Below are 26,538 nucleotides of genomic sequence, written 5' to 3' on the forward strand. Positions count from 1 at the left end.
GCACGAGTGTGACGCAGAGCGTCACGGGATGCATTCCCACGCGGATCGTGGGAACGATCAACGGCGCTGGCTGGAAGATGTGCTTAGGGTTTGTGCCCGCGCGACAGGAACTCGTGGGATTGCATTTCCAGCAAGCGGCTCAACGTACGCTGGAATTCGAAGTTCAAGCGACCGCCGGTGTAGAGGTCCTTGAGCTCGACTTCCGCCGAGATGATCAGCTTGACGTTGCGGTCATAGAACTCGTCGACCATGTTGATGAAGCGTCGCGCGATGTCGTCTGTGGTGACGCTCATCTGCTCGACGCCGCTCAGGATCACCGCGTGGAAGATCTTGCCCAACTCGATGTAGTCGTTCTGGCTGCGCGGGCCGTCGCACAGTTGGCGGAATTCGAACCAGGCCACGTCATCGCAAGTACGCAGGGCGATAATCTCGCGGTTTTCGATCATCAGCTTGTCGTTTTCGACGGACTGGGTGCATTCCGGCGTCAGGGCGCGGAAGCTTTTGCGCAGGCTTTCGTGCGCCGCTTCGTTCAGCGGGAAGTGAAACAGCTCCGCTTGCTCAAGGTGACGCAGGCGGTAGTCGACGCCGCTGTCGACGTTGACGATGTCGGTGTGCAGCTTGATCAGCGCGATGGCCGGCAGGAAGCGCGCGCGTTGCAGGCCGTCCTTGTACAAACCGTCAGGCACGATGTTCGAGGTGGCGACCAGGGTCACGCCGTTCTTGAACAGCTCTTCCATCAGGGTACCGAGAATCATGGCGTCGGTGATGTCGGACACGAAGAACTCATCGAAGCAGATCACCCGCGCTTCGTCGGAGAAGCGCTTGGCGATGATCGTCAGCGGGTTTTTCTCGCCCGGCAGGGTCTTCATCTCTTCGTGTACGCGCTTCATGAAGCGGTGGAAGTGCGTCCGAACCTTTTCCTTGAACGGCAGCGCTTCGAAGAAGGTGTCCACCAGGTAGGTCTTGCCACGGCCCACGCCACCCCAGAAGTACAGGCCTTTGACCGGTGTGTGGTCTTTCTTGCCAAACAGCTTGCTGAACATCCCTGGCTTGCTTTGCGAAGCCGCGACCAGGTCGTCATACAGGCGTTGCAAATGACGCACCGCGTTTTCCTGGGCAGCGTCATGGAAGAATTCAGGGCGTTTCAGATCAGCTTGATATCGTTCTAGGGGCGTCATAATTTCGTTAGCAAGGCAACAAAAACGGGCCGTCACTGTAACGACGGCCCTGGATAATGGCAATCAACCCTTGGTCGGGTTAATCCTCGAGGGGGGTCAGCGCGACGCGCAAGGCGGCGATGGCGGCATCACGCGACGCATCGTCGGCGAATGGGGCGCTGTCGGCCACTGCGGCGCCGTCCAGCCATACGCTGAAGCTCAGGGCTTCAGTGCGTACGTCCAACGCGTCACCGCTTTGCAGTTGCTTGGTCACCGCGCCGGCGGCTTTACCGTCGGCAAAATTGCGCGACAACAGCAATTGCTCGCCATCAGCGGCCAGCAGGCGGAAGCGGAAGCTGCCGTCGTCTTCACGAAAACTCACAAAACGCGCGGCTTTCGCGGCTTTCTTCTTGGCACTGACCGGCGCTACTGCCTGGTTGACGAACGAACGCAGGCCCACCGCTTCGCGCAACTCGGCGAGGAAAGGCGCCGCCACGGCGCGGGCCTTCTTGGCGCCGATCAGCAGCAGGTCTTCCATGTCCGAAGGGCGTGACATCAGTTGGTGATAACGCTCGCGCGCCTCGCCCAATTGGCCGTCCAGCAGTTGGAACAGACGGTTCTTCGCTTCGCCCCAACCCAGACCCTGCAGCAGCTCGCCGCGGAATTCTTCTTGCTGAGCCTTGGTGGCAAACGCCTGGTACAGGGTGAACAGGTGCGAGTTGTCCGGGTCTTTCGCTTCGCCGGGCGCGCGGGAGTCGGTGACGATCCGCGAGACGGTGTCTTTCATCTCCTTGGCGCTGGTGAACAACGGGATGGTGTTGTCGTAGCTTTTCGACATTTTGCGGCCATCCAGGCCCGGCAAGGTCGCGACGCTTTCTTCGATCAACGCCTCGGGCATGGTGAAGAATTCTTTACCGTTGCCGAACAGGTGGTTGAAGCGCTGGCCGATGTCGCGAGCCATTTCCACGTGCTGGATCTGGTCACGACCGACCGGCACCTTGTGTGCGTTGAACATCAAAATGTCCGCCGCCATCAGTACCGGGTAGCTGTACAGGCCCATGGTGATACCCGCATCCGGGTCTTCGCCGGTTTCCACGTTCTTGTCCACCGAGGCCTTGTAGGCGTGGGCGCGGTTGAGCAGGCCCTTGGCGGCAACGCACGTCAGCAGCCAGGTCAGCTCGGGGATCTCCGGGATGTCGGACTGGCGATAAAACGTCACCCGGTTCACATCCAGGCCACCGGCCAGCCAGGTCGCGGCGATTTCCATACGCGAGCGCTGGATGCGCTGCGGGTCATCGCACTTGATCAGCGCGTGGTAGTCGGCCAGGAAGTAAAAGGAATCAGCATTGGCGTCCTGGCTGGCCAGGATCGCCGGGCGGATCGCACCGGCGTAGTTGCCCAGGTGCGGCGTGCCGGTGGTGGTGATGCCGGTGAGGATGCGGGTACGAGTCGTCATGGGTAATCGCTTATCAGACTGCTATCAATTCGAGAGGCGCGGCAGTACCAGATCCTTGAGATCGGTCAGCTTGCCATGAAAAAAGTGTCCGCATTCTGCCACTTTCAGCAGCTCATGGGGGCGTTTCAGGGCGGCGGACCAGTCGTAGACGGCCTGTGGGTCGACCACTTCGTCGGTTTCCGGCTGGATCAGGGTCAACGGGCAGTCTTGGGGCAGCACGTCGGTATCGCGCAGGCGCATCACGGCGGCGGCCACCATGAACAGGTGCGCAAGCTTTTCACCCTTGGCTTCCAGACGGCCACCGAGGCTGGCGGCCACATAGCCACCGAAGGAAAACCCGAGCAGGGTGATCGGCAGGTCGGGGTGTTTTTCCCGCAGCCAGGTGGCGGCCGCTTCGGCGTCATCCACTTCACCGGTGGCCATGTCGTGTGTACCGGCGCTGGCACCGACGCCACGGTAATTGAAACGTAACGTGATCAGGCCGGCATCGCGCGCGGTGCGCTGCAGGGTCGATACAACTTTATTGAGCATGGTCCCGCCCTGCACCGGGTTAGGGTGGCAGATCAGCGCCAGGCCACGTGGCTCGGGGTGATCCAGGTACAAGGCTTCCAATTGGCCTACCGGGCCATCGATCAAAACAGGGGTTTCACGCATGAGCAAGGAATGAACTCCGTGACCTCTCTAGGGGTCGACTCGTCTAGCTAAAAGTCTGTGCATGGCATCATTGCGAGCTTAATCGCGGTATACAGCGCAGGTCTGAGCCGTTAACGTAAAGCAAAGCCGTTTATAGAGGAAGGACTCGTGGAACACTCGCTCTTAGTTTGGTTGTTGCCGACTCTTGCCCTGGTTGCCGGTGTCGCCATTGGATTCCTGGTTGCTCGCCTGCTGCCGAACGCCGCGCCTAACCGCACGCAGCGTCAGCTGGATGACATTCAGGAACGTTTTGACAGTTATCAGAACGAGGTTGTTACCCACTTCAACAGCACCGCGACCCTGGTCAAGAAGCTCACTCAGAGCTACCAGGAAGTACAGGATCACCTCGCCGATGGCGCTAACCGCCTGGCCCTCGACGACATCACCCGTCAGCGCCTGCTGGCCGCGTTGCATTCCGATGCACCGCAAACCCCACGGGAACGCCTGACCCCGCCCCGGGAAAACCAGGAGCCACCACGGGACTATGCGCCAAAAACGCCGAACGCCCCTGGCATGCTGGATGAGCATTACGGCTTGAAGAAGTAAGTTATTTTCAGGGCAACAAAAAGCCCGGCTGATCGATGATCAGCCGGGCTTTTTGTTGCCCTGAAACGGGCGACTCACCCCATTGTGGCAAGCGGGCTTATTGTGGCGAGGGAGCTTGCTCCCGTTGGGCTGCGAAGCGGCCCCGCTTTTCTTCAGTACGACCGCGCAGTCAGGGTTTACGACTGCTGCGCAGCCGAGCGGGAGCAAGCTCCCTCGCCACAGGTACAGTGCTTGCTTTTACCTGATCGGCATAAGGGCAAGCCCACTCACCAGAGTGTTAAACCTCCTGCTCCAGTAGGCGTCCGCTTTCGATCCGCACATGCCGCCCATGGAAGCGCTTGAGGCTGCTGCGGTGGCCGACGCTGACGATGCTCAGCCCAGGCAGTTCATCGATCAGTGCCTGGTACAACGTCGCCTCATCTTCTTCGTCCATGGCCGAGGTGGCTTCGTCCATGTACAGCCATTGCGGCGCGAACAACAACGCGCGGGCAAAGGCCAGGCGCTGCTGCTCACCTGGCGAGAGCATGCGTTGCCAGTGGTTGGCCTCATCCAGACGGCTGACCAGGTGCGGCAGGCGGCAGGTTTCCAGGACCTGTGCATAACGTTCCGCCGGGTAGGCGCTGTCGTCCTGTGGATAGCTCAATGCGGCCTTGAGGGTACCGATCGGCAGGTAAGGCTTCTGCGGCAGGAACAGATAACGCGCCGCCGGTAGCCGAATGCTGCCGTGACCCGCCGGCCAGAGGTGGCCCATCGCACGCAGCAAGGTGCTTTTGCCGCTGCCGGAACGCCCGCTGAGCATCAGCCGCTGGCCCGGTTCTACGGTCATGTCGGCATCGGTGAGCAAGTGGCGACCATCCGCCAGGTCCATGCCCAGGCCCTGCACCACCAGGCGTTCGCCTTCCGGACGTACATCGATGGCCGCAGGTCGCTGCTCGTTGTCGCTCATGGCCTGACTGAAGCTCAGCAGACGATCACTGGTCGCGCGCCAGCTGGCCAGCTCCGTATAGGCGCTGATAAACCAGCTGAAGTTATCCTGCACGTTGCTGAATGCCGAGTTGATTTGCATCAGCTCACCCAGCTCGATCTTGCCGGTAAAGTAGCGCGGCGCGGCGACGATAAACGGGAAGATAATCGCGATCTGGCTGTAACCGGCGGTGAAAAAGGTCAGGCGCTTGGACACTTTCATGATGTCCCAGAAGTTATGCCAGACCTTGCCGAAGCGCTCGCTCAAGCGCTGGTTTTCGTTAGGCTCGCCGTTGTACAGGGCGATGCTCTCGGCGTTCTCGCGCACGCGCACCATGGAGAAGCGAAGGTCCGCTTCGAAACGTTGTTGTTGGTTGCTCAGCCCGATCAGGCGACGACCGATCAGGTGCGTCAGCCAACTGCCCACGGCGGCATAGAGCAATGCACACCAGAACATGTAGCCGGGAATCGTGACGCCAAACACCTCGATGCTGCCCGATACACCCCACAGGATGATCGAGAACGACACCAGGCTGACCACGTTGCGCAGCAGCCCCAGCCCGAGGTTCAAGGTGCTGGAGGTGAAGGTGTTGAGGTCTTCGGAAATCCGCTGGTCCGGGTTGTCGGTGTAGCCGCCCTGCTCCAGCTGGTAGTAATTCTTGTCGGCAAGCCAGCGCGCGAAGTGCTTTTCGGTGAGCCACGCACGCCAGCGGATGGTCAGCATCTGGGTCAGGTACAGGCGATACACCGCGCCGAGAATCGCCACGGCGGCGATGCCGCCGAAATAGCCGATCAATTGCCAGAAGGCCGCCGTGTCCTTGTGCTCCAGCGCGTTGTAGAAATCCTTGTACCAGTGGTTGATCCAAACGGAGATCGCCACGCTGAACAGCGACAGGCCAATCACTGCGGCCAGCAACAACCAAGCCTTGCCCTTCTCTTCACTGCGCCAATACGGCGTGATCATCGCCCAGGTTCGGCGGAAGAATTGCCCACGCACCGTATCGTTGACCGCGGAATACTCAGCGTTCTGATTCATCGTTCAGGCTCGACAGGAAAAAGATGACAGGCGTTTGAACCGATCATAGACGATCGGTTCAAGGCTCCGTGCGGCCTGAAGCAGTTTGTTCAGCCGGCGTTCAGCGGCGTACCGGGCGCTTCTGCAGTTTGCGTTGCAGGGTGCGACGGTGCATGCCGAGGGCACGAGCGGTCGCGGAGATATTGCCTTCGTGCTCGGTCAGCACGCGCTGGATGTGTTCCCACTGCAGGCGGTCCACCGACATTGGGTTTTCCGGCACCAGGGTGTCGAGGTCGGCGTGCTCGGAAAGCAACGCGGCGAGCACGTCGTCAGCGTCGGCAGGCTTGCACAGGTAGTTGCAGGCGCCGCGCTTGATGGCCTCGACGGCGGTGGCGATGCTGGAGTAACCCGTGAGGATTACCACGCGCATTTCCGGATCGAGTTCCAGCAGCTTGGGCAACAGCACCAAGCCCGAATCACCGTCCATTTTCAGGTCGAGCGCGGCGTAGTCCGGCAGATCGGCCTGGGCGATGGTCAGGCCTTCTTCGGCCGAGCCTGCGGTGCTGACGCGAAAACCGCGACGGCTCATAGCGCGCGCCATCACGCGGGTAAAGGTAGCGTCGTCATCTACCAGCAACAGGTGCGGCAGTTCTTCGCCTTCGACTTGGATCTCGTCACTCATCGATATCTCCTCGTGCGACACGGGGCAGGCGCAGCTCGGTGAGCGTGCCGCCTTCCTCATGACTATAGAGCTTCACTGAGCCGCCCGCGCGGGTCACGCTGGCCTTGCTCAAAAACAGGCCGAGGCCGAAGCCTTTGCCTTTGGTGGTAAAGAAGGGCTTGCCGATTTGCTCGGCAATGGCCAGCGGCACGCCTGCGCCGTGGTCACGAATGCTGATCGTGAGGTTTTCCACATCCCAGTCCAACTGCACTTCGAGCCCTTCGGGGCAGGCATCGGCGGCGTTGTTCAACAGGTTGAGCAACGCCTGGGTCAGGTCCGGCGGCGGCGCCAAGCGCGGCACGCTGCCCTGGCCCAGCAGGTGGAAACGGTAACTCGCTTCGGGGCGCATCAGGTGCCAGCGGTTCAGGGCTTCGTCGAGCCACTGCGTGACGTCCTGCATCTCCACCGCCAGGCGGCGATTGGCTTCGGCGGCGCGCACCAGCTGTTGCAGGGTGATCTTGCACTGCTTGACCTGCTCCTGCAGCACGCCGAGGTCATCCTGCAGGGCCGGATCGTGGTGGTCCTGGATCATTTCATTGAGCAGCACACTCATGGTCGCCAGCGGCGTACCCAGCTCATGGGCCGCGCCGGCAGCCTGGGTGGCGACGGCCAGCAGCTGCTGGTCGCGCAAGCCTTCTTCACGGCGGATGGCGCGCAGTTCTTCCTGACGGCGCAGCTCTTCGGCCATGCGCGCGGCGAAGAAGGTGATGACCGCAGCGGACAGGGCGAAGCTCAACCACATCCCGTAGATCTGCAGGTTTTCGCGGGCGATGGGAAAGGTCTGCAACGGATAGAACTGCGCCAGCAGCAGGGTGTAGAGGGTCAGGGCAATGCCCGACAGCACCACCGAGTAACGCCACGGCAAGGTCACGGCCGCGATGGTCAGTGGCACCAGATAATAAGAAACGAAGGGATTGGTGGAACCACCTGAGAAGTAAAGCAACACACTGTGGATGAACAGGTCGCAGGCCAATTGCAGGGCGTATTCCAGCTCGGTCACCGGCCAGGTGGTGCGCAGCCGGATAGCGGTAAACGCACACAGCACGATGGAAAACCCGAGCGTCACCGCCAGTTGCACCCACGGCAGCGGCAACAGGTCGAACCAATAGGCGAGCCCGACGGAGCCGGCCTGCGCGGCCAGCACCAAGGTGCGAATGAACGTCAGGCGCCAGAGGTTCTGGCGGGTGGCGGAAGTCAGTTTTACGGCGGCGAGCATGAGCTCTCCCGGTGAGCGCTGCAGGCGGATCGGCAGGAGTATAAACGAAGCGGCGCCTCGGGCATGGGGTGTGTGGCTCTTTGACGCAGGGGCGTCGCAGGTTCAAGCCGCACGCTAAAAGCGGCAAGAAAGCGCGCGTTTTCAGCTTGCAGCTTGTCGCTTGACTCTTTTTTTCTAATTCGTAAACCCGAAGAACCCGACACCACCGTCTACAGTCATACCGATACGAACAACCCTCAAGGAGCTTCCATGTCACGTTTCATTCGCAGTGCTGCCGTTCTCTCTCTCGGCGCCGCCACCCTCGCCAGCCTGCCAGCCGTGGCTGCCGATGAACTGCATTACAACCAGATCTCCCTGCGCGCCGAAGTCAGCCAGGAAGTGGCCCGCGATCAAATGATCGTCACGCTCTACACCGAGTCCCAAAACACCGACCCGGGCAAGCTGGCCGCCGAAATCACCACCACCATGAACAAGGCCCTGGCCCAGGCGCGTGAAGTCAAAGACGTGACCCTGCGCCAGGGCAGCCGCAACAGCTACCCGATCTACGACAACAAGAACCAGAAGATCACCGGCTGGCGTGAACGCGCTGAACTGCGCATGGAAAGCTCAGACTTTGCTGCGCTGTCCAAGCTCACCGGCGAGATGCTGACCAACCTGAAAATGGACAGCATGGATTTTGCCATCGCCAACTCGACCCGCAAGGCCAGCGAAGATGCCCTGCTCAAGGAAGCGGTCGCCGCATTCAAGGCACGCGCGCAACTGGCCACCGACGCGCTGGGCGGCAAGGGTTACAAAATCGTCAACCTGAACTTCAACACCAATGGTTATCCACAGCCTTACGCACGCGGCGGGATGATGATGAAAGCCGCAGCGATGGATTCAGCACCGACGCCGGAAGTTGAAGCGGGTACCAGCCAGGTATCGATGTCGGCAGACGGCGTGATTGAAGTGACCCCGTAACGTCGCTCCCCTCTATAGCAACGGCGCAGCCTGAACAGGCTGCGCCGTTTTTTTTCGCCTGAAAGCAAGCCGAATCGGGCACGCGCCTGATCGGCCATTTCGCAATATTCGGCCATCTATTAAGAGCGTCTCAGTGGAATCAACCCCTCGGTTTTCGACACCTACCTACACCCCTCCCAGACTTGCAAGGAGTGCGCTGCGGGCAGGTATTCAAACCACCACTGAGAACTTGATCGATGACAATGACAATCACAGCCTCCGCTGCGCACCTCCCGTTGCCTCAACACAACCAGTCCGCTATTCGGCCTGACTCAAACACGCCACTCACGGCCAATACGCCACCCGACAGTCGCGCCCTGGGCGACAACCAACTGACACAAAACATGATCAGTGCAATGAATAAGAGAAAGGATTATCAGCAGGAACCTGTGCAAATCCCCCCCTCTTCCACACTCGGTCAGTGGCGAACCCAATTGGCTTTCGCGCTGAAAAACCCCGAATTTCAAGACTGGATAAAGGACACTAGGATTGCGCCTGGAAGCATCGTCATTTTTCCAGACACCGACTCCATCTCGGTCGCGATCAATCATCGGCGCGTCACGTTCACCCCCAACGACAGTTCCGGATGGTCCAGCGTAGCGGCACCTGTATTGGCGGCAGGTGAGGTGATAGCCGGCGGCAGCGGTGATCCCATCCACTACAACGACGCCTTTCGCGACACGGTTGAAGTGCGAAAAGTGGCGTCATTCTATGGCTCGCCAGTGATGGAGCGGATGATCCATAAAGAAACCGCAAGCACTCACACCAACGCTGAGCCTGGGCAAATATTTCAACCCAGGCATCACCCCGAATACGGAGACTATGCGCTGCACAAGCAGCGACAAGCCGTGGCCGACATCTACCATCGGCACACCGAGCAAATCCCGCCCACCGAGGATAATTCAAACGATAAAAAGGTTGATCCTCGACAAAAACCGGCTCCGGTCGCGAGTCCTGATTCTGAACTCTATTCCGCCAGGGCCACAATTTATGGGTCAGACACCATTTCGCCGCCCACAACCGGGTATACCGTCGAAGAGCGGTTGCAGCATATCGATGCCTTTGCCAAACGTGTAAAAAACCATATCGGGGATATAGAAAGCGGCAACGAAGGCGCAAGAAACGTTAAATTCCAGAACGCGCGCCTCTTAACGGAACCCGCAGGGTACTTCAGTGCTGGTTTGTTGGCAGCAGGCTACGACCCGCATGAAAAAATCACGGTGACGTTCACCTCCTACACAGGAATGGGCAAACCCGACGTACTGACCCACACCGACAAACGCACCTACTTTGCATGGGAAATTGCAGCGGGTGCCCTCGCGCACGACAAAGTGCAGCGCGGTGGTCCGATCAATTTCAATTTCATGCATATCGAGTCTCAAGATCGAAGCAAGGTTAAGGATCTGGAATCGCTTGGCGAGAAACTTCAAAATCATTGGGAAGCTGAAATAGCCAAGCCAATGCGGGTGGCGTCGGGAGCAGTAGCGCAACGCTCGGGAAAAGCAGACGCCTATGTAATACGGGCCACCCTGCAAAACCTTCGTGACAATGAGGACAGCATTGAAACGTTAAGCCCTGCCGGTCAAGAAGCAGTCAATCGCACACTGGATAATAACGGGCAAGTCATTATCCCCAACCTGTACGGCTACCCATTGGCCGGGTATGCCTTTATTCCTTACACCCCGTATAACGGCGATTATGAGCATAGACCCAATAAGGGTTTGATGGTTGATTTGAGGAACGGCTCTGTTCGTGAAATAAACGGCGATGACGCGTTTGCAAGTTGGGCTAAAGACAACCGTGAACATGTACTACGCAGTTTTAATGCGAGCAATAGACAAGGAGGCAAAGACGCTCATTGGCCGCGGGCTGGGTATGTCCTCGACTGTCTGATTCAAGATAACAAATCCAGATTCCCAGGGTACTACAACGCCTTTTCAGATCAATCCATACCCGTTCGAGAGTTATTTAATTACACCCTGTCGCGTGACTCGGATTATCAATTGAAACATGGCGACCTGGAGAGCGGTATTGCCTCCCACTACCAGGCTCTGAACGCAAACAATGCAGTATGGTCCGACCAAACTGAGGTGTTTGGATCCTCGCAGCAAAACTGGAAGGCCGCGAAAGACTTGTGGGGCAATACCTTCGGTTACGTACCCGTCGTCGGTAACGCGGGCAACATTGTCTTCGGCGTCCATGATTCCATCTATGGCATGAAAGCCGACGACCGCGTTGGCGGCAATGCCGCAGCCGTTTTATCAAGCCTGCAACTGGTGCATGAAGTGGCGCTAATAGCAGCAGAGCCCTTACTGGGTGAGGCCGACGCGATCGTTGACTCCGCCGCAATCCAACATTACAGCTGGACATATAATGCGCAGACGAAAGACTTTGAATTGGTACGCGTACCAAAGGCTTCCAGCAGTACTGATGATGTCATCGTTCCAAAGGAGGAAGAGTCTGAAGATAAGCCCGAGACAGGAAAAGTGGATGGAGCGCCGCCAACAGAACCTGGAGTTAACCGGCTGAGCCCCAGCCAAGCAGGGAACATCAGCCAATACGCGGTGCCGAACGGCGAGCAGCTGATTGAAAATGCCGTGCGCAACTCGAAGGGCATCTACCAACTCAAGGATGAAACCACCGGCAACGACTACTGGTTCGTCCGCTATACCGATGCAACCGGTGTTCCCCAGGTGTATGAGATCAGAGGGAACTTCAGGCTTAAAAACAACTATGTGCAGATCATTGATCCTGATACACGCAAGCCGGTCATGACTGTACATGCCAAACCTGATGGGAAATGGGGCTCGAATGACATACTGGGGGGCAGGCGACACCTAGGCCGGTCTTTGCCACCCACAGACAGCGTCTATATGGATCGAGTTCTCGCAGGCAATGCGATCAATGACATCAACGATGGCGCAGCCGCTATCGGGCAAATCAGGCGCTGGTTCAGGCGTGATATGGACATTTTCTACGACAATCTGGCAACAAACGGTATGCCGACGCGGCCTGAACTCCCCGTGATGACTATCAACAGCACACCGGAATCGGCCATTCAAAGCACGCTGTCCCAACCGGGAGTGCGGGGTTTGGTCATCGGCGAAATGCATGATGAGCCTTCCGCCTATCAGTTGGTCATCGATAAGATGAAACACTTCAAGGCGAGTGGCGTCTCAACCCTTTATGTCGAGGGTGCTCCGTTTATTCAAGGCTCTTCCAACATTGCCGACGCGGCGCTGCTCCCTTCGGACGCCCCTTACTTTGGTCCACACGCTTACAGCGCCGACTACACCGGCGGCCCGACGCTGCTGGACGTCATAAACGAAGCAGACAAACATGGGATAAAAGTCATAGGCCTCGAACACCAGCAATTGACATGGCGTACAGACGATAGAATGCATATATACACGCATGCACAGGGAGTAGAGGACCGCCTTAAAGAGTTCAATTATCACGCGGTGAAAATCATCGAGCGAACCCCGCCCGGAGGAAAGTTCGTGGCCATCGTCGGAAAATCCCATATGAATACTGACCTTGGTGTCCCGTGTATTGCTGAATTGACCGACAGTGTCGGAGTGTCCGTAAGCCCGTCTCTTAAAGGCAGCTCAAGCCTGGTCAGTCAGCCCCCACACACGCCACCGCCCTCGTTGAAATTCGAGCACGGCTCCAACACCCCCCAACCCTCCGGTGACATTCACCTCGATTACAATATCGACGCGCTGACGGTCTAGTCACGAACCGGTTTGCACATAACGCTCCAGCGGACTCCGCGCTTACCCATTAACGCCGCTCACCCCGAACCGCAACGGCGCAGCCTGAACAGGCGCGCCGTTTTTTTTTCGCCTGAATGCAAGCCGAATCGGGTACACGCCTGATCGGCCATTTCGCAATATGCTGCCATCGTTTAATACAGTCTTCGTGGAATCGATCGCCCGGTTTTCGACACCTACCTACACCCCTCCCAGACTTGCAAGGAGTGCGCTGCGGGCAGGTATTCAAACCACCAGCGAGAACTCGATCGATGACAGTCACAGCCTCCCCTACCCACATCCAACTGCCTCCACACAATCGGTTCGCTGTTCGGCCTGACTCAAACGCCCCACTTACGGCCAAGACGCCACCCGACAGTCGCGCCCTGGGCGACAGCCAGTTGGTACAAAACCTGATCAGTGCAATGCGCGCGACAAAGGATGATCCGCAAGCATCGGTGCAAATCCCCCCCTCATCCACATTCGGTCAGTGGCGAACCCAATTGGCTATCGCACTGAAAAACCCTGAGTTTCAAGACTGGATAAAGGAAAAGGGGATTGCGCCTGCAAGCATCGTCATTCTTCCAGACACTGGCTCCCTCTCGGTCGCGATCAATCATCAGCGCGTCACGTTCACCCCCAACGACAGTTCCGGATGGTCCAGCGTAGCCGGCCCCCTATTAGCGGCGAGCAAGGTGGTAAGCAACGGCAGTGGTGATTCCGTTCACTACAAGGAAGCCTTTCTCGACACCGCGGAACTGAGAAAAGTGGCGTCTTTTTATGGCGTATCAGCCCTGGAAGAGGCGACGGTCAAAGAACTCGAACGCACTCACACGTTCCCTCCGGCTGCGCCGACAGATCCGTACAGGTCCTCCTCCGTACGCGGAGAAAATGCGCTGAGCGAACAACAACAGACCCTGGCCGGCATTTATCAGCGGCACGCCGCCACCCCTGATGCTCCCGGTGATTCACAACTGGTGCAGTTTTTCACCAACGAATGGCAAAAGAAGGTGAGCGGAGGCAACGCGGGGTTGGTCACGATTCCGCCAGATACCGTCCTGGGCCAGTGGCTCGGGCTCTATGAAAAACACCTGGAGCAGCCCGTGGTTCAGCATTGGCTGAACGAGCAGGGAATAGACCTCGCCACCTTGACAATCGTGCCGTCCACCGGCGCGATGTCAGCCTCCGTCAATGGCCAAACGAAACAGTTTTCACTGACCGACAACTCGGGCTGGAGACAAATCTCGGGGCCTCTTCTGGAGGTCGCGAAAGTCATCGCGCCCACACCCGATCAGTCCCTGTCGGTGTCGTTTACCTCGAAAGGGACGGCGACGTCCATGAAGGTGGTCGCCAAGTTTTATGCTGAGCCCACACCTGCCAACGTGGCCCAGAGCAGGCAGCGCATAGACCAGTTGAACAACCAGAAAACCTTCAACGCTGTGCCAAACGAAAGGCAATCGGCACACGCCCTTGAAGTACAGCGAGGCAATGCCGAAAAGGTCTATACCGAAGCCCCTCAAAAACTGGCCTTTTCAAAACTGGCAACCGCTGTAACGCAGGCGATTCCGAACATAAAAAGTCTGGCAAAAGGCTTGGCAGAGGACATCATCAAGCAAGCCTTGCCTGACCAAAAGAATGTGGACGCCGACAAACTTTGGCTTTTGCAGGGAGGCGCTGCACAAAGCCCTCACCCCGACGCCGGCCGTTCAGGTTGGTTTTTCTCGGGCGAGCCGACTAAGTCAGAGACGCTTACTGAGGCTGTCATACGCAACTTCTCGGAGCACGACAGGCTTCCCGGAGAGCTGGACAATAACGGCGGTATTTATACTGAAGGACCCGGCCAAAGCCCAACCAAGGGCTATGGCAAACACAACGAGTTTCCTCTCGACCCTTCGGTCTTTATGCGGGGTGTATCGGCCGCTAACTTTCAGGGCATTGTCACGCAAAAGATCAACGACTTCTGGAACACCCACGACAGCGATTTCCGCACGCTGGCAAAAGGCGAATTCGTTAATCAGGCGCGCCAGCAATTGAAGGGCTTTGAGGCAAAATCGCCCGCAGAACAAAAACTGCAGCCTGAGGAACAGAAATTCACCCGCGATGACTATAAATTGGTGATGGGGGCTGCCTCCAATATTGCCATTGATGAAAACGCCCCCGTGACGCTTGAACAATTGCAGGCAGAGACTTCAACACAGGGCAAGCTTCGGGCGCATACCTTCGATATCAACGGCTGGCCAAGCGACATCATTCGATTTGCTGATTACGATGATGGCCAAGGCAATTACGAAAACAACCGTCGAGACGGTAGGCAGATTCTCTATATTCCGAGCGCTACCCCCGCGTTTTTACGCTTCGACTCGCTCAAGAAAATGGACGATTGGGTGGTCACTCAAGCCAGGGATCCACAAAAGCGCGAAGCCCTGGCTTCACACTTTTCCTTGTACAACCGTCAGGACGGCGCCACGTTCCTGGGCAAGTCGGGGGTCGACTCCTCACTCGCCCATCTCGCCAGCGGAGACTGGGAAAGCGAGGTAGGCAAAACCATTGAACGTGGCAACGTAAACGTTGCGGGCGACATCTTTAGCCACCTGAAGAGCGACGCGAAGGAGCGCATGGTCAGCGATGCCGACACTGCCATTAAATCCAACAGTGAAGTCACCCGGGATACGTGGCTCAATGACATTTCGGCAGGTGCGGGACTCTTGGCCAAGTTGGCGCCCCTTGGATGGCCCCTCGCTGTTGCCGCTGTCGGCACCGGCCTCACTGAAACAGCCCTGGGAGCGCAAAAGACCGTTTCGGGTGACACCCAGGCGGAGCGCAAGGACGGCGCCTTGAAGACCTTTGATGGCACGCTGAATACGTTGTTCTCGGTCACTGCCTCGCCGGGCAAGGCGAAGGACCCGTTCGAAGTGCCTGAAGATGATTTGCTGCCGCGTGACGAAACACCCGCCTTACCTGAGGCCAATCAACCCACACCGGGCCCTTCTCGCCCTAATCCGCTGCCAAACGGCACGCCCGGTATAACGCCACCACGACCGCCAGCGCCGAGCCTCATCAAAATGAGCGAGCATGCTCTGACAAATGGCGAGGACTTGATCAAAAATGTCACGCCTGATGCATTAGGCGTTTATCGGACCCAAGACACGACCGGTGTCTACCGCCAGTTCGTTCGCTATACCGATGAAACGGGAAAAAGCGCAGTGTTCGAACTCAAAGGTGATTACAAGACGGGCGATAGGTTTGCATCGATCATTAACCCCACTACCGGAAGGGCGGTGATGCGTGTTAATCCGGGGCGCAATGGGGAATGGGCACGAGGTGCGGCGGATGGCGGCGTGAAGTGGCCGTGGCAGCGTCCCGTTTCGCCAACCCCAAGTAACGAACTCAAGCTCCCACCAAAAGTTTCGGATCATCTCATTGAGCTAAATGGATCGAAAATGAAAGGGGCCGAAAAATTCGACGAATATCTAAATTTCGATGAACGCTACCCTTACACCTATGGCGTTGCCATAACAGAAGACGGTGAAGTTGTTCCGCAAATTTCCTGGACAACTGAAGAGAACCCAGCCCGGGCTACACTGCCGCCGAACGACATCAACTCGAACTTCGGCACGAACGATTATAGCGCTCAATTTATTGACGATTTAAATCGCAGCAAATTCACATTAGAAAAACCCGACGGCAGCAAATTGGAAATTGACGTCGGCGCAGACATAAGAGATTACGGACGCTTAAAAGGTAGTTTAGCGTCACAAGAAGAGATCGATGCAATTAAACAAAAAAATATCGAACTCATTGAGAAATTCATGCCTGATCCTGAGCTAAGATTACGAGTTTCTGAAGTTTCTCATCAATGGCTACTCGGCCCTGTTCCAGAGGAATTTAGTACACCTCGATTCAAAGACACGGTCTTCGGTACCGGGCGCGACCCGCACTACTATATAAACTTTGACCCCGTCAACAATGAAGTATCCGTCACAGCAAAATCCGACTTTTTAATCCGCAGACTTCTCGACAAAAATGGAGAGATTGAAACTATTACTGACCTCAATACAAAAGCATCAAGGACTATAACTATACGCAGCGGCAATGAAATTGACGGTAACCGTTATGTCATAGAAAAATCTGCACCTATACGTATGGAGATTACACCTAAGCTGGACAGATAAGCGCTACCCCCTACCTGCCCCCCCTGAACGGCGGTAACCTCGGTTACCGCCGTTTTCGTTTGGGCAGCTTTTATATGCCTGCCACTTCAGGGGTCTCCATGGAAAGAATCACCTTAAAACCGCTGCTCCTCGCCGCCGGCCTATTGGCCTTTATGCCAATGGCCCACGCCGCCAGCACCCTGGTCTACTGCTCCGAAGCCAGCCCCGCCGGCTTCGACCCCAGCCAGTACACCAGCGGCACCGATTTTGACGCCTCCGCCGAAACCGTGTTCAACCGCCTGACGCAGTTCAAGCGCGGCGGCACCGAAGTCGAACCGGGCCTGGCTACGCGTTGGGATGTGTCCAAAGACGGCCTGACCTACACCTTCCACCTGCGTGATGGCGTCAAGTTCCACACCACCGAGTACTTCACCCCTACCCGCGACTTCAACGCGGATGACGTGCTGTTCACCTTTAATCGCTTGCTGGATGCCGAGAGCCCGTTCCGCAAGGCCTACCCGTCCGAGTCGCCGTACTTCACCGACATGGGCTTGAACACTACGATCAAGCGCGTCGACAAGCTCGACGACCACACCGTGCGCTTCAACCTGAACAACATCGACGCCTCGTTCGTGCAGAACCTGGCCATGAGTTTCGCTTCCGTACAGTCCGCCGAATACGCCGCGCAATTGTTGAAGGAAGGCAAGGCCGCCGACATCAACCAGAAGCCGATCGGCACCGGGCCGTTTGTGTTCAAGCGCTACCAGAAGGACTCGCTGATTCGCTACAGCGCCAACAAACAGTATTGGAAGCCCGAGGATGTGAAGCTCGACAACCTGGTGTTCGCAATCACCCCGGATGCCGCTGCGCGCCTGCAGAAACTCAAGGCCGGCGAATGCCAGGTCAGCGGTTACCCACGCCCGTCCGACATCGAAGTGATGAAGCAAGACCCAAACCTGCGCGTGCTGCAACAGGCCGGGTTCAACCTGGGCTTTCTCGCTTACAACGTGACGCACCCGCCGCTGGATCAGCTCAAGGTGCGCCAGGCCCTGGATATGGCCATCGACAAGCCGGCGATTATCAAGGCGGTATACCAAAGCGCCGGACAATTGGCGCAGAACGCGCTGCCTCCAGCGCAGTGGTCTTATGACCCAACAATCAAGGACGCACCTCACGACCCGGCCAAGGCCCGGGCGCTACTAAAAGAAGCAGGGGTTGCACCAGGTACTACCATCAACCTGTGGGCGATGACGGTTCAGCGCGCCTCCAACCCCAACGCGCGCATGTCCGCACAAATGATCCAACAGGATTGGGAAAAGGTCGGCATCAAGGCCAACATCGTCAGCTACGAATGGGGCGAATACATCAAGCGCGCCAAAAATGGCGAGCACGACGCGATGATCTATGGCTGGACCGGCGACAACGGCGACCCGGATAACTGGCTCGGCGTGCTCTACAGTTGTGCCGCGGTCAAGGGCAGCAACTACGCCAAATGGTGTAACCCGGCCTACGACAATTTGGTGCAGCAAGCCAAGGTCAGCAGCGACCGCGAGCAACGCATCAAGTGGTATCAACAAGCACAGAAAATTCTTAAAGAACAAGTACCTATAACGCCTATTGCGAACTCGACGGTTTTCCAACCCCTCCGAAAGGAAGTACAGGATTTCAAAATCAGTCCATTTGGCCTGACGCCGTTCTACGGCGTGAGTCTAGATAAGTAACAGCCGCGCCCCAACCGGGTGCACTAGAGGCCTCGGACGGGGCTCTTTGGTGCATCCTCTGCACCGAAAAAACCCTCCAAATATGCGCAATTATGTCGAAACTTTCATAATTGCGACATTCTTGTACGCTCGTACCACTCTTTCAGCCTTGCAACGGTTCAGCATCTTGCAATGGGTATGGCCCCTGCATAAGTATCCGCAGGTCGACTCACGAGGTCGCCCTCACTACCAAAAATGACAACAAATCATGAGGCCAACATGTTCAAACACGCAGTCATTCCGTTATTAGTCAGCGCCGGTTTAATGGCTGCTGCACCTTTCGCCCAGGCGGCGAGCAACCTGGTGTTCTGCTCCGAAGGGAGCCCGGCCGGTTTTGACCCAGGCCAGTACACCACCGGAACAGACTTCGATGCTTCGGCCGAGACCATGTTCAACCGTCTGACCCAGTTTGAGCGCGGCGGCACCGCTGTTGTTCCTGGGCTGGCCACTACCTGGGAGGTTTCCCCGGATGGCCTGACGTACACGTTCCACCTTCGTGAAGGCGTCAAGTTCCACACCACCCCGTACTTCAAGCCAACTCGTGAATTTTCGGCTGACGACGTACTGTTCACCTTCAACCGGATGATCAATAAAGACGATCCGTTCCGTAAGGCCTACCCCACCGAGTTCCCGTACTTCACGGACATGGGGATGGACACCAACATCAAGAACATCGAGAAAGTCGATGCCCATACCGTCAAGTTCACCCTTGGCACCGTGGACGCCGCTTTCATCCAGAACCTGGCAATGAGCTTTGCCTCCATCCAGTCGGCCGAATACGCCGCCCAGCTGTTGAAGGACGGCAAGGCACAGGACATCAACCAGAAGCCAATCGGCACTGGTCCGTTCGTGTTCAAGAGCTACCAGAAAGACTCCAACATCCGTTACACCGGCAACAAGGATTACTGGAATCCTTCCGACGTGAAGATCGACAACCTGATCTTCGCCATCACCACCGACCCGTCGGTGCGTATCCAGAAGCTGAAGAAAAACGAATGCCAGGTCACTCTGTTCCCACGTCCGGCCGACCTGAAGGCGCTGGGTGAAGACAAGGACCTGAAACTGCCGCACCAGGCGGGTTTCAACCTGGGTTACATCGCCTACAACGTGATGCCGGTCCTCAAGGGCCAGACCGCGCCTAACCCGCTGTCGGACATCCGGGTGCGTGAAGCCCTCGACATGTCGGTGAACAAGCAGCAGATCATCGACTCGGTTTACCAGGGTGCAGGCCAACTGGCCGTCAACGCCATGCCGCCAACCCAGTGGTCCTACGACACCACCATCAAGGATGCCCCGCACGACGTGACCAAAGCCAAGGCTTTGCTCAAGGAAGCCGGCGTCAAGGAAGGCACCGAGATCACCCTGTGGGCGATGCCGGTACAGCGTCCGTACAACCCGAACGCCAAGCTGATGGCCGAGATGCTGCAGAACGACTGGAAACAGATCGGCCTGAAGGTCAACATCGTCAGCTACGAGTGGGGCGAGTACATCAAGCGTTCCAAAGGCGGCGAGAACCAGGCCATGATCATTGGCTGGAGCGGCGACAATGGTGACCCGGACAACTGGCTGAACGTGCTGTTCGGCTGCGACTCGCTGGCAGGTAACAACTTCTCCAAATGGTGCGACAAGAAATTCGACGGCATCGTGAAAGAAGCCAAGGCCACATCGGATGTCGCCAAACGCACCGAGCTGTACAAGCAGGCGCAACATATCCTCAAAGATGCAGTCCCGATGACACCTATCGCGCACTCGACGGTGTATCAACCCATGCGCAACACCGTGCAGGACTTCAAGATCAGCCCGTTTGGCTTGAACTCCTTCTACGGCGTGAGCGTAAGCGGCAAGTAAGGATCAATAGCGGCGACGTTTCATAACGTCGCCGTTATTACATCTGCCAAGACCGTAGGAATCAGACCACATTCGCGCTCGTTGCTTTCCTACAGCATCGAACTGCGATTCGCGGCGCCGTTACCTACAAGGTCAGTCAGATTTGACGCATTTACTGCGAGGCCAACGACCCCTAACGTCGTAGGACAGCAGAGGCATCAATCTGCAAGGCACTTGCTGTGTGTGGGATCAGCGTTGTCACCTCGGCCGAAAGCCTGAGTGATTGCTCGCTGATGACAACTACAAACAAGGATCGGGATCGTCATGCGCCATACCACTGTTCTATCCGCAATTTTTGGCACCAGCCTGCTGGCTGTGGCCACGATGGGCCAGGCCGCCGAAAAGAAGAGCCTGGTGTTCTGCTCCGAAGGCAGCCCGGCAGGGTTTGACACCGCGCAATACACCACCGCCACCGACAACGACGCGGCCGAGCCGCTGTACAACCGCCTGGTTGAGTTTGAAAAGGGCGAGACCAACGTCGTACCTGGTTTGGCAACCAAGTGGGATATTTCCGAAGATGGCCTGACGTACACCTTTCACCTGCGTGAAGGGGTGAAATTCCACAGCAACAAGGAATTCAAGCCGACGCGCGACTTCAACGCCGATGACGTGCTGTTCACCTTCAACCGAATGCTTGACCCCGAGTACCCGTTTCGCAAGGCCTACCCCACCGAGTTTCCGTACTTCAACGGGATGAGCCTGAACAAGAACATCGCCAAGGTCGAGAAAACCGGCCCGTACACCGTGGTGATGACCCTGAACACGGTCGACGCCGCGTTCGTGCAGAACATCGCCATGAGCTTTGCCTCGATTCTGTCGGCCGAGTACGCCGAGCAGTTGCTCAAGGACGGCAAACCAAGCGACATCAACCAGAAGCCGATCGGCACTGGCCCGTTCGTGTTCCAGCGCTATCAGAAAGACTCGCAGATCCGTTATGCAGGCAACAAACAGTATTGGGACCCGAGCCGCGTCAAACTCGACCAGCTGATTTTCGCGATCAACACCGACGCGTCGGTGCGCGTGCAGAAGCTCAAGGCCGGCGAATGCCAGATCACCCTGCATCCACGCCCTGCGGATGTCGACGCGCTCAAGGCCGACAAGAACCTGCAACTGCTGACCAAGCCAGGCTTCAACCTCGGCTACATCGCCTACAACGTACGCCACAAGCCGTTCGACCAGCTTGAAGTGCGCCAGGCGCTGGACATGGCGGTGAACAAGCAGAGCATTCTGAACGCCGTATACCAGGGCGCGGGGCAACTGGCGGTCAACGCCATGCCGCCGACCCAGTGGTCCTACGACGAGAGCATCAAGGACGCCGCCTACAACCCGGAAAAAGCCAAGGAATTACTCAAGGCCGCCGGCGTGAAGGAAGGCACCGAGATCACCCTGTGGGCGATGCCGGTGCAACGTCCGTACAACCCCAACGCCAAGCTGATGGCCGAGATGCTGCAAAACGATTGGGCCAAGATCGGCCTGAAAGTGAAGATCGTCAGCTACGAGTGGGGCGAGTACATCAAGCGCACCAAGAACGGTGAGCACGATATCAGCCTCATCGGCTGGACAGGTGACAACGGTGACCCGGACAACTGGCTGGGCACCCTCTACAGCTGCGACGCCATCGGCGGGAACAACTACTCCATGTGGTGTGACCCGGCGTACGACAAGCTGATCAAGCAAGCCAAGGTCGTCACCGACCGCGAACAAAGGACTGTTCTGTACAAACAGGCGCAGCAGCTGCTTAAAGCACAGGTGCCGATCACGCCCGTCGCCCACTCGACGGTCAACCAGCCGTTAAGCGCCAAAGTCGAAGGTTTCAAAGTGAGCCCCTTCGGCCGCAACGTGTTCTCGGGCGTCAGTATTACCCCATAAGAAAATAACCGGATTGCAAAGAGCGAAGTTGGCTCTCTCGCAAACGTGCAGCCATGTTTTGGGATTTTTCCTACAGCAAACGTTTGCGATGGCTTGAAAGAGTTACACACCCAATAGCCGGTTCACCGAATAAGACCGGCATTAAAAAGAGAACCAAAGGAGCTTCACCCATGAAACTGAGCAGCAAAGCGCTTCTGGCCCTGGCCATCAGCACCATCACGGCGACTGCCTATGCTGAACCCGTCAGCCAGGACTTCGTTCCGACCACACTGGCCGGCGCCAGCGCCCAAAGCGAGGCCAAAGGTTTTATCGAAGATTTCACCTTGGGCGGCACGACGCGTAACTGGTACGCCCACGAAAGCCTTTACCGTGGCGGCAGCTGGAAATATCAAAAACATGGCCAGACCCTGACCGACCGGAACCGTACCAATTGGGTCCAGGGCACCATCATCAACGCCAACTCGGGCTTCACTCAGGGCACAGTAGGCGTAAAGGCCGAAGTAGCGCTTTACAACGCGCTGGTCCTGGACCGCAGCAAACGCGATATCAAGGGCGGCTCCAACCGTACCCTGGCTGACTCTAACGGCAATGCCGTAGACCAGTGGAGCAAACTGGGCCTGGCCAACGTGCAGTTCCGTGCCTCGAACACCACCTTGACTGCCGGTCGCCAGAACTTCAGCACGCCAATTGTTGACACCATCGGCAACCGTGCCCTGCCGTCGAGCTTCCAAGGTGTGAGCTTCAACAGCGAAGAGTTCAGCAACCTGTCTTTCCAAGGCGGCGTATTTGACCGCGTTTCGCCACGGACCGAACAGAGCCTGTCCAAATTCCGTAGCGAGTACAACAGCGCCGGTGCCAAAGGCGTAGAAACCGACAAGGTCTACACCTTGGGCGCCAACTACCAGCCGTTCAAAAGCCTGAAGACCAGCTTCTTCGGTGCCAACGTCAAGGACTTCTGGAACCAGTACTATTTCGGCGCCACCCACGAGCTGGGTGACAGCCAGCAACTGGCCCTGACCACCGGTTTCAACTACTACAAAACCGTCGATGAAGGCAAAAAACTGATGGGGGATATCGACAACGATACCTACTCCCTGTCCCTGGGCCTGGCGCACCAAGCCCACAGCCTGACCTTCGCCTACCAGGCCGTAAACGGTAACGAGTACTTCGACTACCTGCACGAAACCAACGGTATCTACCTGGCCAACTCCCTGACGTCCGACTTCAACGGCCCGAACGAGAAATCCTTCCAGATCGCCTATGGCCTCAACATGGCCGAATACGGTGTACCGGGCCTGAAGTTCAACATCTACTCGGCACGCGGCTGGGGCATCGACGGCACCCACTACACCGGCAACCGCGGTGTGGTCGGCAAAGGTTACGACGGTATCCAGGTTCAGGACGGCGAGAAGCACCAGGAATACGGCGTTGGCAGCTCGTACGCAATTCAGAGCGGCCCACTCAAGGCCACCACTGTGCGTGCAACCTACGTTGAGCACCGCGGCAGCGAGTTCCAGTCCGACGGCAGCATCAAGGAATTCCGTCTGGTCACCACCATCCCGTTCAACATTCTCTAATTAGCACCAGGTAAACGGCGGGCTCACGAAGAGCCTGCCGTCTACGCTTGTCTGGTCCCATCGATTGCAGAGGGCTCCGAATGAAAATGCTCCCGCTACAAGCCGCCATTGCCGCTGCGCTGTTGAGCGTAGCGATCGGCGTTTCGGCCAAACCGCTGGTGGTCTGCACCGAAGCCAGCCCGGAAGGTTTCGACCCGGTCCTTTACACCACGGCCGTCACCGCTGACGCCGCCGCTGAAACCATGTTCAACCGCCTGGTGGACTTCAAGCCAGGCACCACCGAAGTGATCCCGGCGCTCGCCAAAGACCTGCCGGAAATCAGCGCCGATGGCCTGACCTACACCTTTCACCTGCGTGACGACATCAAGTTCCACACCACCGACTACTTCAAACCCACGCGCAACCTGAACGCCGACGACGTGCTTTGGAGTTTCCAGCGCCAGCTGGACCCGAAACACCCGTGGCACAACAAGTCCAACGTGGGCTACCCGTACTTTGAAAGCATGGGCTTCAAGGAACTGCTCAAGAGCGTAGAGAAGACCGACGATCACACTGTGGTCTTCACCCTGACGCGCCGTGAAGCACCGTTCCTGGCCGACCTGGGCATGGCCTTCTCTTCGATCCATTCCAAGGAATACGCCGACCAGCTGCTCAAGTCCGGCAAGACCGAAGACCTGAACGCCAAGCCGATCGGCACCGGCCCCTTCATCTTTATCCGTTATCAGAAAGACGCTCAGGCACGCTTCAAGGCCAACCCGGACTACTTCCGTGGCAAGCCGCAGGTAGACCCGTTGATCCTGGCAATTACCGCCGACAACAATGTGCGCCTGCAGAAGCTGAAAGCCAACGAGTGCCAGATCGCGCTGTTTCCCAAGCCGGATGACATCCCAAGCATCAAGAAAGACCCGAACCTGAAGATCGATGAACTGGCGGCGATGACCACCAGCTACACCGCCCTGAACACCACCCACAAGTACATGAGCGACGCGCGGGTACGTCACGCGATCAACATCGCATTCGACAAGGCCGGCTATACCAAAGCATTGTTTGGCGAAGGCAACGCAGTCGTCGGCACCGGCCCGTATCCACCAACGCTACTGGGCTTCAGCGACAAACTGAAAAACCCGCCACGTGACCTGGACAAGGCCCGCGCCCTGCTCAAGGAAGCCGGCGTACCGGAAGGCACTGAGTTCACCCTGTTCACTCGCGCCAACGGCGGCCCGACCAACCCCAACCCAATGATGGGCGCCCAGCGTATGCAGGCGGATCTGGCCCAGGTTGGCCTGAATGTCAACATCAAGGTCATGGAATGGGGCGAAATGCTCAAGCGCGCCAAAGCCGGTGAGCACGACATGGTTTCCGCAGGCTGGGTCGGTGATAACGGCGACCCGGATAACTTCCTCACGCCCAACCTGAGTTGCGATGCCGCCAAAAACGGCGAAAACTACGCCCGCTGGTGTAACGAGGAGTTTCAAGCCTTGATCGACAAGGCCCGCGCAATCGAGGAACCGGCGGCACGGGCTGCGCTCTATGAACAAGCACAGGACGTTTTCGACAAGGACCAACCATGGCTTCCCATGGCTTACCCGAAACTGTTCACCGCCATGCGCAAAAACGTAGAAGGCTTTACCCAAAGCCCTCTAGGTACAAATAACTTCGCCACCACCCAGGTGAAGTAAATAAGAGAAACGCTCGGCACCGTCGATATTGACGGTGCCGAACCTGCCTAACCGGCTGATTGAGGTACACAACAAGATGTTTAGTTTTATTGCCCGCCGACTGGGGTTATTGATCCCCACGTTTTTCGGCATCACGTTGCTGACGTTTGCGTTGATTCGCATGATTCCAGGCGACCCCGTAGAAGTCATGATGGGCGAACGGCGCGTCGACCCCGAGATGCACGCTCAGGCAATGGAACGCCTTGGCCTTAACAAGCCGCTGTATGCGCAATACCTGGACTACATCGGCAAGCTCGCCCAGGGCGACCTTGGCGAATCGTTGCGTACGCGTACCAGCGTGTGGAGCGAATTCACCGCGCTCTTCCCCGCGACCCTGGAACTGTCCATGGCCGCCCTGTTGTTCGCCGGTATCCTGGGCCTGTTGGCCGGGGTGATCGCGGCACTCAAGCGAGGATCCCTGTTCGACCATGGGGTGATGGGCATCTCCCTTGCGGGATATTCGATGCCAATCTTCTGGTGGGGCCTGATCCTGATCATGTTCTTCTCGGTGAGCCTGGGCTGGACCCCGGTCTCCGGGCGTATCGACCTGCTCTATGACATCGAGCCGCGCACCGGCTTCATGCTGATCGACACCCTGCTGGCTGACGAGCCGGACGCCTTCTGGGATGCCCTGCACCACCTGATCCTGCCGGCCATCGTGCTCGGCACCATCCCGCTGGCAGTGATCGCGCGGATGACCCGTTCGTCGATGCTCGAAGTGCTGCGCGAAGACTACATCCGCACCGCCAAGGCCAAAGGCCTGTCGCCGGCGCGCGTCGTCTTCGTCCACGGCCTGCGTAACGCGCTGATCCCGGTCCTCACCGTGGTCGGCCTGCAAGTCGGCACCTTGCTGGCCGGTGCGGTATTGACCGAAACCATCTTCTCGTGGCCCGGCATCGGCAAATGGCTGATCGAAGCCATTGGCGCGCGGGACTACCCGGTGGTGCAAAACGGCATTCTGCTGATCGCCTGCCTGGTGATCGTGGTGAACTTCGTGGTGGATATCCTCTACGGCTTCGCCAACCCACGCATCCGTCACCAGCGCTGAGATCATGACC

16 protein-coding genes are annotated in these 26,538 nt (G+C 57.7%); 10 read left to right on the forward strand and 6 right to left on the reverse strand.

What is annotated here, in order from left to right; genetic code table 11:
- Positions 1-83: 83 nt before the first annotated feature.
- From zapE to ACR52_RS11350, 3 genes are all read right to left on the reverse strand, one after another.
- Entirely contained in the window at positions 84-1,178 is a 1,095-nt protein-coding gene (gene zapE, locus ACR52_RS11340) for a cell division protein ZapE (RefSeq protein ID WP_048724071.1), read from the reverse strand.
- Positions 1,179-1,257: 79 nt separating this feature from the next.
- Complete coding sequence (locus tag ACR52_RS11345) at positions 1,258-2,613, reverse strand: tryptophan--tRNA ligase (protein ID WP_048724073.1); 1,356 nt, start codon at positions 2,611-2,613, stop codon at positions 1,258-1,260.
- Between the two features lie 24 nt (positions 2,614-2,637).
- Positions 2,638-3,267 carry an alpha/beta hydrolase gene (locus ACR52_RS11350; RefSeq protein ID WP_048724074.1) on the reverse strand — a complete coding sequence of 210 codons (630 nt, stop codon included), beginning with the start codon at positions 3,265-3,267 and terminating at the stop codon, positions 2,638-2,640.
- Between the two features lie 147 nt (positions 3,268-3,414).
- Between ACR52_RS11350 and ACR52_RS11355 the strand changes: the two genes are divergently transcribed.
- On the forward strand, positions 3,415-3,852 hold the full coding sequence (locus ACR52_RS11355; protein WP_003171734.1) for a YhcB family protein: 438 nt from the start codon (positions 3,415-3,417) through the stop codon (positions 3,850-3,852).
- Positions 3,853-4,129: 277 nt separating this feature from the next.
- Here ACR52_RS11355 and ACR52_RS11360 read toward each other — a convergent pair whose 3' ends face one another.
- From ACR52_RS11360 to ACR52_RS11370, 3 genes are all read right to left on the reverse strand, one after another.
- Complete coding sequence (locus ACR52_RS11360) at positions 4,130-5,851, reverse strand: ABC transporter ATP-binding protein/permease (protein WP_048724077.1); 1,722 nt, start codon at positions 5,849-5,851, stop codon at positions 4,130-4,132.
- 100 nt (positions 5,852-5,951) lie between these two features.
- Positions 5,952-6,512 carry a response regulator transcription factor gene (locus ACR52_RS11365; protein ID WP_003171731.1) on the reverse strand — a complete coding sequence of 187 codons (561 nt, stop codon included), beginning with the start codon at positions 6,510-6,512 and terminating at the stop codon, positions 5,952-5,954.
- Complete coding sequence (locus tag ACR52_RS11370) at positions 6,505-7,767, reverse strand: ATP-binding protein (RefSeq protein ID WP_048724078.1); 1,263 nt, start codon at positions 7,765-7,767, stop codon at positions 6,505-6,507. Before ACR52_RS11370 ends, ACR52_RS11365 begins: the two co-directional genes overlap by 8 nt.
- Positions 7,768-8,016: 249 nt before the next feature.
- Between ACR52_RS11370 and ACR52_RS11375 the strand changes: the two genes are divergently transcribed.
- The 9 genes from ACR52_RS11375 to ACR52_RS11415 all read left to right on the forward strand — a co-directional run bounded on the left by ACR52_RS11375 (position 8,017) and on the right by ACR52_RS11415 (position 26,528).
- Positions 8,017-8,727, forward strand: coding sequence for an SIMPL domain-containing protein (locus tag ACR52_RS11375; protein ID WP_048724080.1), 711 nt, complete (start codon positions 8,017-8,019; stop codon positions 8,725-8,727).
- A gap of 242 nt (positions 8,728-8,969) precedes the next feature.
- Positions 8,970-12,500, forward strand: coding sequence for a membrane-targeted effector domain-containing toxin (locus ACR52_RS31575; protein ID WP_161799294.1), 3,531 nt, complete (start codon positions 8,970-8,972; stop codon positions 12,498-12,500).
- Between the two features lie 521 nt (positions 12,501-13,021).
- Complete coding sequence (locus ACR52_RS11385; protein WP_152687614.1) at positions 13,022-16,690, forward strand: dermonecrotic toxin domain-containing protein; 3,669 nt, start codon at positions 13,022-13,024, stop codon at positions 16,688-16,690.
- A gap of 98 nt (positions 16,691-16,788) precedes the next feature.
- Complete coding sequence (locus tag ACR52_RS11390; RefSeq protein ID WP_048724083.1) at positions 16,789-18,390, forward strand: ABC transporter substrate-binding protein; 1,602 nt, start codon at positions 16,789-16,791, stop codon at positions 18,388-18,390.
- A gap of 258 nt (positions 18,391-18,648) precedes the next feature.
- Positions 18,649-20,277: an ABC transporter substrate-binding protein gene (locus ACR52_RS11395; RefSeq protein WP_048724084.1), complete on the forward strand. Its 1,629-nt coding sequence runs from the start codon at positions 18,649-18,651 to the stop codon at positions 20,275-20,277.
- Between the two features lie 363 nt (positions 20,278-20,640).
- A complete protein-coding gene (locus tag ACR52_RS11400) occupies positions 20,641-22,185 on the forward strand; it encodes an ABC transporter substrate-binding protein (RefSeq protein WP_408003338.1) in 1,545 nt (514 codons plus the stop codon).
- 170 nt (positions 22,186-22,355) lie between these two features.
- On the forward strand, positions 22,356-23,762 hold the full coding sequence (locus ACR52_RS11405) for an OprD family outer membrane porin (protein WP_048724087.1): 1,407 nt from the start codon (positions 22,356-22,358) through the stop codon (positions 23,760-23,762).
- Positions 23,763-23,842: 80 nt separating this feature from the next.
- A complete protein-coding gene (locus ACR52_RS11410; RefSeq protein ID WP_048724089.1) occupies positions 23,843-25,441 on the forward strand; it encodes an ABC transporter substrate-binding protein in 1,599 nt (532 codons plus the stop codon).
- A 76-nt stretch (positions 25,442-25,517) separates the two neighbouring features.
- Positions 25,518-26,528 (forward strand): ABC transporter permease subunit, encoded by a 1,011-nt coding sequence (locus ACR52_RS11415; RefSeq protein ID WP_048724919.1) that lies wholly within the window; start codon positions 25,518-25,520, stop codon positions 26,526-26,528.
- Positions 26,529-26,538 lie beyond the last annotated feature (10 nt).

The sequence above is a fragment of the Pseudomonas fildesensis genome (genome assembly GCF_001050345.1).
Classification (GTDB): Bacteria; Pseudomonadota; Gammaproteobacteria; order Pseudomonadales; family Pseudomonadaceae; genus Aquipseudomonas; species Aquipseudomonas fildesensis.